This window comes from Peribacillus sp. NPDC096447, from assembly GCF_044762725.1.
Classification (GTDB): Bacteria; Bacillota; Bacilli; order Bacillales; family DSM-1321; genus Peribacillus.
Genome location: NZ_JBIWEV010000004.1, coordinates 175,170 through 189,805, shown reverse-complemented (window position 1 = coordinate 189,805; position 14,636 = coordinate 175,170). Strand labels below are relative to the sequence as shown.

Annotated in this window: 14 protein-coding genes and 2 riboswitches; of the genes, 11 read left to right on the top strand and 3 right to left on the bottom strand. The window is 42.2% G+C overall.

All coding sequences use genetic code 11. The annotated features are described in order from the left end of the window. Positions 1 to 69 precede the first annotated feature (69 nt). Positions 70 to 249 (bottom strand): hypothetical protein, encoded by a 180-nt coding sequence (locus ACIQZD_RS15335; protein ID WP_402904191.1) that lies wholly within the window; start codon positions 247 to 249, stop codon positions 70 to 72. Between the two features lie 116 nt (positions 250 to 365). Here ACIQZD_RS15335 and ACIQZD_RS15330 point away from each other — a divergent pair, with 116 nt between their 5' ends. The 7 genes from ACIQZD_RS15330 to ACIQZD_RS15300 all read left to right on the top strand — a co-directional run bounded on the left by ACIQZD_RS15330 (position 366) and on the right by ACIQZD_RS15300 (position 7,426). Continuing rightward, the gene (locus ACIQZD_RS15330) at positions 366 to 695 is read left to right on the top strand and encodes a DUF948 domain-containing protein (protein ID WP_241592669.1); all 330 of its coding nucleotides are present in this window, start codon (positions 366 to 368) and stop codon (positions 693 to 695) included. Between the two features lie 40 nt (positions 696 to 735). Then, a riboswitch (guanidine-I (ykkC/yxkD leader) is annotated at positions 736 to 834 on the top strand. Between the two features lie 48 nt (positions 835 to 882). After that, the gene (gene sugE, locus ACIQZD_RS15325; protein WP_402904186.1) at positions 883 to 1,203 is read left to right on the top strand and encodes a quaternary ammonium compound efflux SMR transporter SugE; all 321 of its coding nucleotides are present in this window, start codon (positions 883 to 885) and stop codon (positions 1,201 to 1,203) included. Positions 1,204 to 1,257: 54 nt separating this feature from the next. Further along, positions 1,258 to 1,803: a YhcN/YlaJ family sporulation lipoprotein gene (locus tag ACIQZD_RS15320; protein WP_402904183.1), complete on the top strand. Its 546-nt coding sequence runs from the start codon at positions 1,258 to 1,260 to the stop codon at positions 1,801 to 1,803. A gap of 144 nt (positions 1,804 to 1,947) precedes the next feature. After that, complete coding sequence (locus ACIQZD_RS15315) at positions 1,948 to 3,459, top strand: spore germination protein (protein WP_402904180.1); 1,512 nt, start codon at positions 1,948 to 1,950, stop codon at positions 3,457 to 3,459. Between the two features lie 23 nt (positions 3,460 to 3,482). Further along, positions 3,483 to 4,583, top strand: coding sequence for a GerAB/ArcD/ProY family transporter (locus tag ACIQZD_RS15310; RefSeq protein ID WP_402904178.1), 1,101 nt, complete (start codon positions 3,483 to 3,485; stop codon positions 4,581 to 4,583). Then, positions 4,580 to 5,662: a Ger(x)C family spore germination protein gene (locus tag ACIQZD_RS15305; protein WP_402904175.1), complete on the top strand. Its 1,083-nt coding sequence runs from the start codon at positions 4,580 to 4,582 to the stop codon at positions 5,660 to 5,662. Before ACIQZD_RS15310 ends, ACIQZD_RS15305 begins: the two co-directional genes overlap by 4 nt. A gap of 84 nt (positions 5,663 to 5,746) precedes the next feature. Beyond that, positions 5,747 to 7,426, top strand: a complete 1,680-nt coding sequence (locus ACIQZD_RS15300) for a glycoside hydrolase family 13 protein (RefSeq protein ID WP_402904172.1) — start codon at positions 5,747 to 5,749, stop codon at positions 7,424 to 7,426. 49 nt (positions 7,427 to 7,475) lie between these two features. On the opposite strand, the gene ACIQZD_RS15295 is transcribed toward ACIQZD_RS15300, so the two are convergent. Beyond that, positions 7,476 to 8,927, bottom strand: a complete 1,452-nt coding sequence (locus tag ACIQZD_RS15295) for an amino acid permease (RefSeq protein ID WP_402904169.1) — start codon at positions 8,925 to 8,927, stop codon at positions 7,476 to 7,478. Positions 8,928 to 9,022: 95 nt separating this feature from the next. Then, positions 9,023 to 9,207: riboswitch (Lysine riboswitch) on the bottom strand. A gap of 255 nt (positions 9,208 to 9,462) precedes the next feature. Beyond that, positions 9,463 to 10,425 carry a LacI family DNA-binding transcriptional regulator gene (locus ACIQZD_RS15290; protein WP_402904166.1) on the bottom strand — a complete coding sequence of 321 codons (963 nt, stop codon included), beginning with the start codon at positions 10,423 to 10,425 and terminating at the stop codon, positions 9,463 to 9,465. Between the two features lie 650 nt (positions 10,426 to 11,075). On the opposite strand from ACIQZD_RS15290, the gene ACIQZD_RS15285 reads away from it, so the two are divergent. Genes ACIQZD_RS15285 through ACIQZD_RS15270 form a run of 4 tightly spaced genes read left to right on the top strand, consistent with a single transcriptional unit; the run spans position 11,076 to position 14,579 of the window. Continuing rightward, on the top strand, positions 11,076 to 11,999 hold the full coding sequence (locus tag ACIQZD_RS15285) for a metal ABC transporter solute-binding protein, Zn/Mn family (protein WP_402904163.1): 924 nt from the start codon (positions 11,076 to 11,078) through the stop codon (positions 11,997 to 11,999). Between the two features lie 12 nt (positions 12,000 to 12,011). After that, positions 12,012 to 12,767: a metal ABC transporter ATP-binding protein gene (locus ACIQZD_RS15280; RefSeq protein ID WP_101223669.1), complete on the top strand. Its 756-nt coding sequence runs from the start codon at positions 12,012 to 12,014 to the stop codon at positions 12,765 to 12,767. Between the two features lie 10 nt (positions 12,768 to 12,777). Then, complete coding sequence (locus tag ACIQZD_RS15275; protein WP_402904159.1) at positions 12,778 to 13,701, top strand: metal ABC transporter permease; 924 nt, start codon at positions 12,778 to 12,780, stop codon at positions 13,699 to 13,701. Then, positions 13,698 to 14,579, top strand: coding sequence for a metal ABC transporter permease (locus ACIQZD_RS15270; protein ID WP_402904156.1), 882 nt, complete (start codon positions 13,698 to 13,700; stop codon positions 14,577 to 14,579). Before ACIQZD_RS15275 ends, ACIQZD_RS15270 begins: the two co-directional genes overlap by 4 nt. Positions 14,580 to 14,636: the final 57 nt, after the last annotated feature.

Genomic DNA, 14,636 nt, shown 5'->3' with positions numbered 1-14,636 from the left:
TTGCTTCCTGATGTGGGTGTCAGCGAATAATTCCATAACTTAACCAGTGTGGAAGGCTACTTACAATCTTCAAAGCAGGAGCAGAATCAAGACGGATGTTGCCAGTGTAAGCCAAAGGGGGCTGAAAACTTCTGGATGAATGATTAAAAAAATGATTCCTGCAATAGTGGCAGCCTGCTGTATGGTCATATGTCTGATGAAGTGGAGTCCAGCTTTAAAACAGGCTTTAAGCAGAGGCATTTGATTCATTTTCATTCCTCCTTTTTTTCAATAATATGACCAGGCATAAAAGAAAATACATAGGGATTCGTTTTCTGCCCAATTATTACGGGTATAGTAAAGGTAAAATAAAAGGAGGAATCTAGGTGATCATTGTATATATTAGTCTTGCCCTCTTTATCGGATCGATTATCTATTTAGCGTTTTTTGCTTTTAAAACATTTAAGGATTCCAAACCGACAATTGAAAATGTGACTGAAACCGTTACACGCATCCAGGCCAAAACGGACCAGATTAAATCGGAGACGGACCAACTCGCCATGACACAGCAAGAAATCACTGAAGATGTTCAATATAAAAAAGAGTCTGTACAATATACGGTTGATGCGGCTAAAGAAATACCTGAACCCTTTAAAAATATTTGGTTTTCAATTAAAGGTGACAAGTGGAAGCTTAGAAACAGAAGCGATGCATGAGTGTTTGACCGATATGAAATGTACATGATATAGTATGGAAATAATAAGTTTCTAGGGTTCCTCGGTTGAATTTTACCGGAATGGTCCAAGAGAAACGCGCAGGAATCTGCGTACACGGAGGGAAAAAAGCCCGGGAGGTTATGATTTATGACCTTTCGGGCTTTTTCTGTAATTGGAGGGAAGATAGATGGCATGGATTCAATTGGTTATTGCAGGATTATTTGAAGTGGTATGGGCGACAAGTTTAAAGTATACCGAGGGTTTTACGAAATTATTACCTTCTATCATAACGATTGCCGGTATGGTCATTAGTTTTTATTTTTTATCATCGGCGATAAAAACCCTGCCTATGGGAACAGCGTATGCAATTTGGACCGGAATAGGGGCCCTTGGAGCTGTTCTGGTAGGCATCATCGTATTTAACGAGCCTAAGGATGCGATGCGTTTGGTATTCGCCGGTTTAATTTTGGTAGGAATTATCGGCTTGAAGATTACTTCTTCTGAATAAACTATCCACTCCTCGCAAATAGTAATATTAAATGATTTTTGAGGAGTGATGAATGTGAATTATAAAGTGATAGTATCAAGTGCAATGATGGCTTTAGTGATTACAGGTTGTGCAACTAATGATAAAGAAGGTGCCAGTGAAAACCTTGGCCTGAATCGTACTCATCAGGATAATTTAGATAATCCGATGAATGTTAGCGACACAAGGCAAAATGTTAATGATGAAAATAATGCTAATAATAACAACAATAATGATAATGGTATTAACGATATGAGGGTCTCCGAGGATATCTCAAATCGAGTCGAAGCCATGAAGGAAGTAAGTAACGCAAGTGTCATCGTGACTGAAAATAATGCTTATGTAGGGGCAGTATTAAAAGATGGCGGGGATAAGGATATCTCGAATGACCTTAAAGAAAGGGTTGCTGATACAGTAAGGGGAGCCGATCCATCGGTAGACCAAGTTTATGTGTCGGCAAATCCGGACTTTGTTCAAAGAATGGAAGGGTATGCGAATGATATCGAGAATGGAAAACCCGTTGCAGGATTCGCTGAAGAGTTCCGTGAATTTGTAACACGGATTTTTCCAAGTCCAAGGTAATTGGTTATTATCGAATTAAAGACTTATCCGGTGGATTCCGGATAGGTCTTTTCCTATTTTAAGGATATCGGTGAATCATGACTAACTTTAAATAGGGTGGTTACAATAATCGAATGAACTAAAAACTTTGTAATGGGGGGTGGGATGGTGAGGTTATTTAAGGGCAGGAGGGAAATGGATTCAGCATCCTTTCAGGTTACTTCCAAGGATTTTCGGGAACTCTTTAAAAAGTTTAAAGCATCTAATGATTTTCTTACCTTCCAATTCCCGAATGATGATGGCTATATCATCTCCTACTTCAATTCACTGGTTAGTGCACAACAGCTCCATGAACAAGTGTTGGCAGTCATGTCGAATCAACCAAAGAAGGTCCTTAAGCAACTAAAAGGCGATATTCCGATGGAAGATATGAAAATGACGGCTGATCTAAAAGACATTCAAAGGTTGGTTTTGACAGGATCGATCATGATCCAATACAAGCAAGATGATGAAATGTGTTTGCTGATTCCATGTGTTCACAGTGTGAAAAGGCAAATTTCCACCCCCGAGTCGGAATATACGGTCGTTGGGTCCAAGGAGGCCTTTGTTGAATCGCTTGATTCGAATTTGAATCTGATCCGTAACCGGCTGCCCACTCCTGAATTGCAGTCCAACGAATTTCGGGTCGGGAGCATCTCGCAAACAAGGTTAGCGGTACTTTACATAGATGGGATAGTAAATCAACAGATCGTTAAGACAGTCATGCAAAGAATAGAAGATATAGAATATGATACGATCGTCGATATTTCGTTTGTAAGCCAGATGATCACGGATAATCGGAATTCGATGTTTCCGCAACTGATTGATACGGAGCGGCCTGATCATCTGGCCAGTGTATTATCGGAAGGGAAAATAGGAATCATGCTGGATGGGTCTCCTCATGCATTAGTTGGTCCCAATACCATCATTTCGTTCTTTTCGTCATTTGAAGATTATTTTCAAATTTGGAATCTCGGTACTTCATTCCGTTTGATCCGGCTTTTCGCGGTGCTGTTTTCCGTGTTGTCATCACCTCTGTATGTTGCCGTTTTAACCTATCATTATCAAGTGATTCCAACGGATTTGCTGCCCATCCTAATCTCATCCAGGGGCGTAATCCCTTTTCCGCCGATCTTGGAAGCGATCGTGCTGGAAGGGACGATTGAATTGCTGAGGGAAGCGGCGGTCAGGCTGCCTGCTAAGGTAGGCTCCACCATCGGCATTGTTGGCGGTATAGTCATTGGTACAGCCGCTGTGGAAGCGGGATTTGTCAGTAATGTCTTGTTGATGCTTGTCGCTTTGGCTGCCTTGGCTTCATTTACGGTGCCGATTTACCAAATCAGCAATACGATTCGCCTTATCCGCTTTCCCTTTCTAATTGCAGCCCAGTTATACGGTCTGTTTGGAATAGCTTTATGCAGTGCATTCATTTTAAGTCATTTATTGAGATTGACTTCGCTTGGCAGTCCATATTTAGATCCTCTTTACCCGTTAAGAATTCATGACTTTAAAGATAGTCTGATTCGCCTCCCTTTTTCAAAGCAGAAAAAACGCCCGCAGTTTCTGCGGACGGAAAATCCACTAAGGATAAGGAAGGAGGCGGAAACGCGAAACTCCCATAACGATATTGATGAATAAGGTGTAGAAAGCGGTGAGAAGGTATGGAAGTCAAACCAAATGAAACAAAACAAATATCTCCATTTTTTGTTTTTTTCCTGATGCCCGGCATGCAGATTGGAGTAGGGATATTGGGGTTTGAACGGATCATAGCGAAAGAGGCTGGCCAAGACGCATGGATATCGGTCCTCATATCAGGGTTGATCATAAATGTTCTGCTTTGGATGTGTTTCAGGCTTTTAGGCAGGGGTCCCCAAACAATTGACTTGGTCGCCATCCACAAGGATTTGTTTGGTAAATGGGTCGGAAATGCTTTCAATATTTTATTCATCCTCTACTTTATAATGATCTCCATCATTCTTATCAGGACTTATTTAGAAGTCATTCAGGTTTGGATGTTCCCTGGTGTCAATGTCCTGATGCTAATAACCATCATTCTCATTCTCGTGTATAGTTTTGTGGAGGGAGGTTTCAGGGTCATAACTGGTTTTTGCATAATCGGGCTTATTATCGGATCGCCATTATTCCTTTTGAACTATTTCCCATTGAAGTATGCCCACTTTGAAAATTTGGGTCCTTTTCTTGATCATTCCTTTTTGGAAATCATGAAGGCCTGTAAGAAAATGACCCTGAATTACCTTGGTTTTGAATTACTCCTCATTTATTATCCATTCATTAAAAATCGTGAAAAATCTCAAAAGTGGGCTCACTTAGGGGCGTTGTTTACTATGTCGATTTATTTAGTATCGATTATTGTTTCATTAGCCTACTATCATCAAGATCAGCTGAAAGATGTAATTTGGGCAACTTTGACGTTATGGAAAATCGTAGACCTTCCATTCATAGAACGGTTCGAATACATAGGGATTTCCATTTGGCTGTTCATGGTGCTGCCGAATGTTTGCATAGGGGTTTGGGCAGCGAGCAGGACAGCAAAAAGAGTATTTGGATTAAGACAGAAAAAAATGTTGTTTTTCATTCTGATTATCATCTTAGTTTCCTGCGTTTTTTTGGATAACCGCTATAGAATCGATAAGTTTAACACGATCAGTTCGCAAATTGGTTTTTATATCGTTTATTTGTATCTTCCTTTCTTATTCATATGGCAGTCGATCGTCTATAAAGTCAGGGGTCATAAATCATGAAAATCAAACTTCTCTTGATAACATTCGCAGGCTTTTTGATGACGGCGTGCGGCGTGGAAAAGCAAATATTAGAGGATATTCTAATTGCTGAAGTCGTAGGTTATGATGATGCCGAAGACAATAAAATCAAAGGTACGGTCGTTGTCAGCGTTCCTCAGCCTGGGGAGGAAGCAGATCTGGGTAAAGAAGTATATGAAGCGAACTCCCATGATATAAAGGCGGCCCGCCAGCAAGAAAATGCAAAAACACCATACCCGATTGTCGGCGGGAGACTGAATGTCATTCTATATGGTGAAGAATTGGCAGGTAAGGGGTTGAATGATTATGTCGATACATATAGGCGTGACCCGATGGTGGGAAGGGATTTGTATTTAGCGGTCGTTCATGGAAAGGCGGAGGATGTAGTTAAAATGGAGCCGAAGTTGATTAAAACTCCAGGGGTTCAAGTGAAAGAGCTGATCGAACAGAATATAAGGACTAATTTGCCTGATGTAGATCTTCACAGGTATTTATATGCGTGTCATGGTAAAGGAATCGATCCGGTCTTGCCCTTATTGGAAACAGCAGGAGACCAAATACGGGTAAGAGGGATCGCCTTGTTTAAAAAGGATCGTTATATTGGTAAATATATCCCTTATGAAGACGGCTTTTTATATAAGGTCCTTAGTGAAAACTTTAAGCTGGGGAGTTATGAAATTAAATGGAAGGAAAATGACTTTACTGATATCAATAACGTGGAGTCACGTGTCCATTATCATATTTCGAATGCCAATCAAGACCCCAAGGTCAGGATTAAAGTGAAAATAAAAGCGAGTCTGCTAGAGGTCCAAGGCTATGACTTGGGCAAAGCGGTGGACCTGAATATAATAGAGGCCAGGGCCGAGCATGTCATTGGTAAAAAATTAAACGAGATGGTAACCATGTTTCAGGAGAACAATATAGATCCAATTGCACTCGGTGATTACGCTAAAAGTAAAACAAGAAATTTCGATCAAAAACATTGGGAGGAGGAATATCCCGATATTCCAATCGAGGTCGATCTGGATATTGAAATGATTCAAACCGGAATAGCTGAATAAAAGTAGAATATTCTGGAGTTTCCCTCTTTATAATAGGGTATTGGTGTAATGATTGTGTCAATGCGGCTAAAGAGGGGGAAAGGCATGGACAAAGCATGGTGGAAAGAGGCAGTTGTGTATCAAGTGTATCCAAGAAGTTTTATGGATAGTGATGGCGATGGGATAGGGGATATAAACGGGATCTTGATGAAGCTCGATTATTTACAAGAGCTGGGTGTGAACGTGATATGGCTATCCCCAGTTTATCAATCTCCCAATGATGACAATGGGTACGATATCAGTGATTATAAAGCAATCATGACTGAATTCGGGACCATGGCTGATTTCGATAGGTTGTTGAAGGCAGTTCATGAACGTGGAATGAAGATCATGATGGACCTGGTGGTCAACCATTCTTCAGATGAACATCAGTGGTTCAAGGAATCGCGATCGTCAAAAGATAATCCGAAGCGTGATTATTATATTTGGAAACCTGGCAGGAATGGGAAAGCGCCAAATAATTGGGAGTCCATTTTTAAAGGTTCAGCATGGGAATATGATGAAGGAACTGATGAATATTATTTACATTTATTCAGCAGGAAACAACCGGATTTAAACTGGGAGAACCCTAAGCTCCGTGAAGAAATCTACAACATCATGACTTGGTGGCTGGATAAGGGTGTCGATGGCTTCCGGATGGATGTCATCAACTTCCTTTCAAAAGATCAAAGCTATTCAGATGGAGCCGTTCATCATGAGAAGCAGTTTGGTGACGGAAGCCCGTTTTTCCTGAATGGCCCGCGCATACATGAGTATTTGCAGGAAATCAATCAACGGGCACTTTCTGGATATGACGTAATTACGGTTGGGGAGATGCCAGGCGTCACACCGGAGGACGCGCAATTATTCACAGGTAAAGATCGTGGTGAGCTACATATGGTCTTTCAATTCGAACATATGGATTTAGGGAGCGGACCAGAAGGGAAATGGAGTAACGATAAATGGAAGCTAACCGATTTAAAGCGAATTCTCTCCAAATGGCAGACTGGTTTGGAGGGGGATGGCTGGAACAGTTTATACTGGAACAACCATGATCAGCCCCGGGTTGTCTCAAGGTTTGGTCATGATGGAAAGTATCGTATTGAAAGCGCTAAGATGCTTGCTGCTTGTCTTCATATGCTTCAGGGTACACCTTATATATATCAAGGGGAAGAGCTGGGCATGACCAATGCTGCATTTGAAAGCATTGATGAATACCGGGATATCGAAACATTGAATTCATATGACGAACTCGTCAATTCTCATGGCTGGTCAAAAGAGCGGATGATGTCAGCCATCCACGCCCGCAGCCGGGATAATGCGAGAACACCGATTCAGTGGAATGACTCCCGGAACGCAGGATTCACGCAAGGGACTCCCTGGATTAAGGTTAATCCCAATTTTCCCGAGATTAATGCAGAAAAGGCCTACAATGATCACAATTCCATTTTTCATTTTTATAAAAAGCTTATCCAATTACGCAAGGAACATGATATCGTCGTTTATGGCCGTTTTGAACTGCTGTTGCCGGATGATGAACGAATATTTGCCTACACGAGATCATTGGAAGAAGAAAAGCTGTTGGTGCTATGCAACTTTAAAGAAAAGCAGGCTCCCTATACTTTGCCTGAAGAGCTGCATGCATATTCTGCCACAAAGCTGATCGGCAATTATGATCAGGAGGAAGAAGGAATCTCCAGTAAACCCCTGCAACCATATGAATGCCGTGTTTATCATTTGAAATGAAAAAAGGACCTGTTCTTTTCCGATTAGGGAAGAACAGGTCCTTTGCGTATTATTTTGATTTAAGATCACATTCCTCTAGGGGAATGATTTTCGTTTTATGCTTAATTTTATAGCCGAACCATAGGACGAAAAATAGAATCAAGCCAATGTAGGAAACGAACATTGAATTCCAGTCAATCCCATCGCTGCTGAAAGCCTGATAGCCTTGTCCGATGATAATGATAATACAAAGGACAAGTGCGAATATAGGCCCGAATGGGAAGCCTTTTGCACGGAATGGTAAAGCATTCATATCAAGGCCTTGTGCAGCGTAAGCTTTGCGGAACCGATAATGGGCAATCGCAATCCCTACCCAGGTGACGAATCCCGCCATGCCTGAAGCGTTCAATAACCAGATATAAACGACGCCATCACCGAAAAATGAAGCTAAGAATGCAACGCAGCCAACTAAAGAGGTCACGATAAGTGCATTCACAGGTACGCCTCTTTTATCTAACTTGCCTAGGAACTTCGGTGCTTTACCATCACGTGCCAAGTCCCATAGCATACGGGTTGAAGCGTACATGCCAGAGTTACCTGCAGAGAGTACGGATGATAAAATGATCGCGTTCATGATGGATGCAGCAAATGCAAGGCCGGCACGTTCAAATACAAGCGTGAATGGACTTACGGCAACATCTTGACTCAATAAACGTGAATCCGTAAACGGAATGATCATTCCAATAACGAAAATTGCAAGGATATAGAACAAGAGGATGCGCCAGAAAACGGATCTGATCGCTTTAGGGATATTTTTTTCTGGATCTTCACTTTCACCAGCAGTCACTCCAAGCAATTCCGTTCCTTGGAATGAAAAGCCGGCAGCCATGAATACGCCAAGAATCGTGAAGAACCCTCCGTTAAAGGGACCTTCGCCCATTGTGAAATTGGAAAAACCAATTGGGTCATTCCCGCCCATGATTCCGAGAATGATCAGAACACCCGTAATCAAGAAAATGACGACTGTCACGACTTTGATCATGGCAAACCAGAATTCCGTTTCCCCGAAACCTTTAACTGACATGTAATTGATAAGAAACATAGTGATTAACGCAATGGCACTCCAGATGAATGAAGGGCTATCCGGGAACCAGAACTTCATAATTAAGACAACGGCTGCCAATTCGGCGGCAATGGTTATTGCCCAGTTATACCAGTAGTTCCAACCAATCGCAAAACCGAAAGACGGATCTACGAATTTGGATGCATAGACACGGAACGAACCGGCCACTGGCATGAACGCAGCCATTTCTGCAAGACTTGTCATTAAGTAATAAACCATGATGCCGATGATCGCGTATGCCACCAAGGCACCGCCGGGTCCGGCTGAATGAATGGCCCCGCCACTAGCTAAAAATAAACCTGTTCCAATCGTTCCACCTAATGAAATCATCATTAAATGACGCGCTTTCAGGCTCCTTTTCAGTTCAGTAGGGCTTGATGCTGATTGTGAATTTGACAATTGATGTTACACTCCTTTTTATTGGAAGGGAACGAAAAATAAAAAACAGCAGTCGAAAAAGATCGACGGCTGTTTATAATAAACCCGTTTATCCTTCCGAAGATAGCTCCCCACGCTTTGTGAAAAAACGTGACAGTGGTGTTCCTGTTCGGTAACACCGCCAGCAAGAATATACTTGGAATATACCCTAACTTCGGCAACTTATCCTTTCAAACGGAGTCTTTAATTTTCCAGAATCTCGTCCGTTTTACTTTTATAAGCTGCAGCCTCTAACTCATCGGTAAATGAGGAAGTATTCAATTTTCTAATATCGTTGCGCCAGCTTGTAAGTGACGTCGGACGATTGTACTCATGAAATTCATGCAATCGTTAATAGATTGCTAGTAATTGAGTAAACTTTACTATATCAAAATTATAAAATAACTTCTGGGATATCGCAATGATTATTTTATGTGGTTATTTTTTCCTAGTAAATCAAAGATGGCAATAAGGAAGAATTCAAATGACGATATACCAAAATAAAGCATTCTGATAACTAAACGGTACGCCTTTTTATAAGGGCATAGTCCAGTTTTACATGTTTGACCACTTCAGGATTCTCAAATAGATCCACTGCCATTTTACCAATCCATTCCAGCGGTAAGGAAATGGTCGTGATGTCGAGCATTTCACTCAGGCTATCATTATTGAAGCCGAGAATGGCCACATCTTCCGGTACCCTTATACCCGATTTCTTAGCGGTAAGAATGAAGCCTGCTGCCGTGTCATCATTCGTGATGATGAGAGCTTCAGGTTTGTCCATCATTGAATTCCAATCCTGAAACAATTGTTCACCGTCTTTGATGTGATAACTGCCTTCAAACAGCCATTCCTTATTGTTTAACAGTTTATGTTTTCTCATGATATCGTTAAAGGCCTTTGTTCGATGAGAACTATTTCTGCTCTTTTTACGGCCGAGGCTGTATCCAATTTTCTTATATCCTTTAGCAATCACGTACTCAAGGGCACAGGAGAAAGCTGCATAATGATCAATGCTTATGGATGAGAATTCAGCCTGGGCTGTATCTTCACATAAAATAATCGGTCCGTATTTTTGATAATCCAAGAGGATTTTCATTTCTGAAATCCTTGAACAAACGATGATGCCATCGAGCTGCTTCATTTGCAGCATATTAAAAGCCTGGATTTCTTTCTCTCTGTCATAATTTGTTTGAAAGATGACGATATGACAGCCGATTGCATTTGCCTGTTTAGTGATTCCGTTAACGATTGCCCCGTAATATGGGTGATTGTTGAAGGGGATGATGATGCCGATAAGATTAGTTTTGCCTTTTGAAAGATGAATGGCGTTGATGTTTCTCGTATAATTCAAACGATCGATCGCTTCCAAGACGCTCTTTCTTTTATCGGGGCTTACATATGGATGATCATTCAATACACGAGACACTGTTGAGACAGATACACCGGCACATTGAGCTATTTCTTTAATATTTGTCATGGTATCACCGTTTTTTCTTTTTTTATATTGTACAGTATGAAACCCATTTCAGGGCAAGAGATCAGAGTGAGCCTGCTGAAGATTTCTTCAAATAAGGTCTTGTTCTGGTATTGGTTTCATCCTTTAAGATTGGTTTAAGTCTTAGAGGAGGAGGAGATCATGATGTTCCAAACCTTAATCACCCTGTTTGTGCTTTGCGGAATTGAATTGGGATTTGCGTACTTGGCAATTTCCTTGAAACAGGAAAAATGAGTGGCAATGCACTTTGAATGCGTGAAATCCGCGTTTACTCGTGAACCGAACATTTACTCATGAATTTCACGTCGTCCCGAAATAGCCCCCATGGTTTATATTCACCATAAAAACTCCACAATATAAATATAACTTCATCGTTACGTTTCATGTACGGAATGACTGACTGTCAGGGAGCTCTCTTGGGGAGATTCCTGACAGTTTTTGCTTTGTGTAAAAAGTCATTCGCCTTTTTGAAATGTTAAAAAATAGTTGCACTTTTTTTGTATATTTGTGTATAGTATAAAATAAGTTGTGTAGAGGAAACTTTTTAGCATTTACGACAATGTAAAAAAATTTACACTTAGTTTTGCACATGGCAAACTATTTTAGAAAGATGAAAAAGGGAGGGAATATGGATGGGTTTTCTAAAATCTATTGGGGGCGTGCTTGCTGCATTGCTGATTTTAACGGGGTGCGGCAATGATACGGCCGATAGGGATAAAGGCAATGGCAAGCTGAATGTCGTTACAACAACGGGAATGATTGGGGATTTGGTTGAGAATATCGGCGGTAAACATGTCGAGGTCACCAGTTTAATGGGACCGGGAGTCGACCCCCATCTATATAAAGCGACACAGGGTGATGTTAAGACACTGGATTCGGCTGATATGATTTTTTATAACGGATTGCATCTTGAAGGGAAAATGACGGATATATTTGAAATGATGAGCAAGGATAAACCAACGATTGCCGTAACGGAAGACTTCAAGGAGAATCAGCTACGCAAAGTGAGTGCGACGGAACATGATCCCCACGTATGGTTTGATGTAAAGCTTTGGATCGTTGCGGCGGAGGCAGTGAAGAAAGAATTGATTGCCAATGATCAGGAACATGAAGCAGAGTATCGTGAAAATTATGAGGAGTATATTCTGCAATTGGAGGAACTTGATAAATATGTTCAAGAGGAAATTAATAAAGTACCGGAAGATCAACGGGTGCTCGTTACAGCACATGATGCTTTTGGATACTACGGGCAGTCATATGGCCTGGACGTAAGAGGGCTCCAAGGAATCAATACATTATCGGAATATGGATCAAAAGATGTGACGGATATGCGGAATTATCTTGTGGAGAACAGAATAAAAGCGATTTTCATAGAGTCAAGTGTACCAAGGAAGGCAATCGAGGCTGTCATTCAAGGGGCAGGTAAGCAGGGTCACAAAGTGGAAATCGGCGGGGAATTGTTCTCGGATGCAATGGGTGAAAAAGGGACGGAAGAAGGAACGTATATCGGGATGGTCCGTCATAATACCGACACCATCGTCCGTGCTTTGAAATAAGGGGGAGAAACTATGAATCAAGCAGCTTTGAAGGTCGAGAATTTAACGATTGCTTATCATAAGAAGCCGGTTGTCGAAGATGTCTCATTTGAGGTGCCGGAAGGGAATTTAATTGGTATCATAGGCCCCAATGGAGCAGGGAAGTCCACTTTGATAAAGGGAATACTCGAATTGATCCCCAAAATATCGGGGCAAATCACAATAAAGGGTTCTACTTATAAATCGATGAGGAAGAGTATCGGGTATGTACCACAGCGGGAGTCAGTGGATTGGGATTTTCCGACCAACGCACTCGATGTCGTGATGATGGGCAGATATGGTCATCTCGGATGGCTGAAGCGGCCAGGTAAGTCCGAAAGGCAGAAGGGGATGGAGTGCCTGGAAAAGGTGGGGATGGCTGAATATGCTAACCGCCAGATCAGCCAGCTATCAGGCGGACAGCAGCAACGGATATTCCTGGCCCGGGCATTGGCACAGGAAGCGGATATTTATTTTATGGATGAACCGTTCGTAGGGGTGGATGCCGCAACGGAGAAAGCAATCATACAATTGCTGATGGAATTGAAGGAAAAAGGCAAAACCGTTCTGGTTGTGCACCATGATCTATCCACCGTGAAGGAATATTTCGACTGGACGATGTTATTGAATAAAAAGGTGATGAAAATAGGTCCGACAGAAGAAGTGTTCATTCCCGAATACTTACAGGAAACATATGGAGGCCGCCTAGCGATACTATCAGACACAAAGTCCGGCCTTTTATTAAAATGAGGTGTACACGATGAACATACTGGATATTATTACTGATCCAAATACAAGGTGGATATTGCTTGGCACGATGTTCCTCGGATTAAGCAGCGGGGTCATCGGCAGCTTTGCCTACCTCAGAAAGCAGTCTTTGCTTGGTGACACGCTCGCACATGCAGCATTACCCGGTATCTGTGTGGCCTTTATGTTAACTGGAGTGAAATCCACTTCCTACTTTCTAATAGGTGCCGCCTTTGCTGGCTTAGTGGCTGTCTTCTTGATCAGTGTGCTTACGAGATACAGCAAGATCAAGCAGGATGCGGCCTTGGGAATCGTCTTATCTTCCTTCTTTGGCTTCGGAATTGTCATGCTTACGCAGATCCAGCAGAGCGAGTATGGAAACCAGAGTGGATTGGATACCTTTTTATTCGGGCAGACGGCGTCAATGGTCATGTCCGATGTATATATGATGATGACGGTTTCCTTTATTCTCATATTCACTTGTACCGTATTTTTTAAAGAATTCAAATTACTGTCCTTTGACCCTGGGTTTGCTAAGGGGATGGGATTGCCGGTTGTTTTTCTGGATTATTTCATCATGATGCTGATCGTGGCAGCTGTAGTGATCGGTATCCAGGCTGTAGGCGTCGTACTGATGGCATCTTTACTGATCACGCCTGCGGTTTCTGCCAGGTATTGGACGGAGCGGCTGCATATCATGGTCATCCTGTCTGGTATATTCGGAATGTTGAGCGGTGTGTCTGGAACGTTGATAAGTACATCTGTCAATGATTTGCCAACAGGACCGTTAATTGTCTTATCCGCGACGGTATGGTTTTTCTTTTCCATGCTTTTTGCACCTAAACGCGGAGTGCTTTCATCTGTATGGAGAAGGGTATCGGCGAAAAAGAAATATTCTCTCGAAAAGGATAGAAGGAAAGGGAGCCACACATCATGAATGATTTTTGGATTATCTTAGTCGGAGCATTGGTGGCCGGTTCTTGCAGTGTATTAGGATGTTTTTTGATAGTCAGGAAAATGACATTGATTGGGGATGCCATCAGTCATTCCGTTTTGCCGGGAATCGTATTGGCATTTTTAATAACCGGGACTCGTGACTCCGTTCCAATGCTGATCGGGGCTGCTGCGCTCGGCTTGCTTACCGTATTCTTGATCCAGCTTTTCCAATCGTCGGGCGTTCAATCCGACGCGGCGATCGGGATTGTATTCACTTCCCTTTTTGCAACGGGGATCGTACTCGTGAGCCTGTATACGCAACAAATAGATTTTGACCTTGAACATGTCCTTTATGGCGAAATAGCTTATACTCCCTGGAACACGATGACAATCGCGGGAATCGAGGCTGGACCAAAAGCTGTTTGGATAGTCGGCAGTTGTTTTATCCTGAACCTCATACTGATCTTCCTTTTCTTCAAACAGTTTAAACTCGTTTCTTTTGATCCATCACTTGCGGCTGCAATGGGAATTCCTGTACTGTTCTTCCATTACTTATTGATGAGCCTCATTTCACTGACGACTGTAGCTTCTTTTGATAGTGTAGGCTCCATTTTAGTAGTTGGAATGCTCATCATACCTGCGGCAACGGCTTATCTGCTGTCAGACCGTTTAAGCAGCATGATATTGGTCAGTATCGGGGTCGGGGTGCTAAGTTCCGTCATCGGCTACTATTCAGCCACCATTTTGGATGCCTCGATATCAGGCTGCATGGTGGGTTCGGCCGCCATATTATTCGGATTGGCCTTTCTCTTTTCCCCAAGCCATGGATTGGTCAGCCTATTGCTGAAACGGAGAAAATCAAAGGAATCACATGCATAACTCTCCCTGCCTACAGGCTTCATGGAAATAACTCCATGAAGCCTGTAAACTATTCTT

Bases quoted from the DNA above. Each gene is read 5' to 3' on its own strand.
- ACIQZD_RS15335 (WP_402904191.1), bottom strand. From the start codon at position 249: ATGAATCAAATGCCTCTGCTTAAAGCCTGTTTTAAAGCTGGACTCCAC.
- sugE (WP_402904186.1), top strand. From the start codon at position 883: ATGGCATGGATTCAATTGGTTATTGCAGGATTATTTGAAGTGGTATGG.
- ACIQZD_RS15315 (WP_402904180.1), top strand. From the start codon at position 1,948: ATGGTGAGGTTATTTAAGGGCAGGAGGGAAATGGATTCAGCATCCTTT.
- ACIQZD_RS15310 (WP_402904178.1), top strand. From the start codon at position 3,483: ATGGAAGTCAAACCAAATGAAACAAAACAAATATCTCCATTTTTTGTT.
- ACIQZD_RS15305 (WP_402904175.1), top strand. From the start codon at position 4,580: ATGAAAATCAAACTTCTCTTGATAACATTCGCAGGCTTTTTGATGACG.
- ACIQZD_RS15300 (WP_402904172.1), top strand. From the start codon at position 5,747: ATGGACAAAGCATGGTGGAAAGAGGCAGTTGTGTATCAAGTGTATCCA.
- ACIQZD_RS15290 (WP_402904166.1), bottom strand. From the start codon at position 10,425: ATGACAAATATTAAAGAAATAGCTCAATGTGCCGGTGTATCTGTCTCA.
- ACIQZD_RS15285 (WP_402904163.1), top strand. From the start codon at position 11,076: ATGGGTTTTCTAAAATCTATTGGGGGCGTGCTTGCTGCATTGCTGATT.
- ACIQZD_RS15280 (WP_101223669.1), top strand. From the start codon at position 12,012: ATGAATCAAGCAGCTTTGAAGGTCGAGAATTTAACGATTGCTTATCAT.
- ACIQZD_RS15275 (WP_402904159.1), top strand. From the start codon at position 12,778: ATGAACATACTGGATATTATTACTGATCCAAATACAAGGTGGATATTG.
- ACIQZD_RS15270 (WP_402904156.1), top strand. From the start codon at position 13,698: ATGAATGATTTTTGGATTATCTTAGTCGGAGCATTGGTGGCCGGTTCT.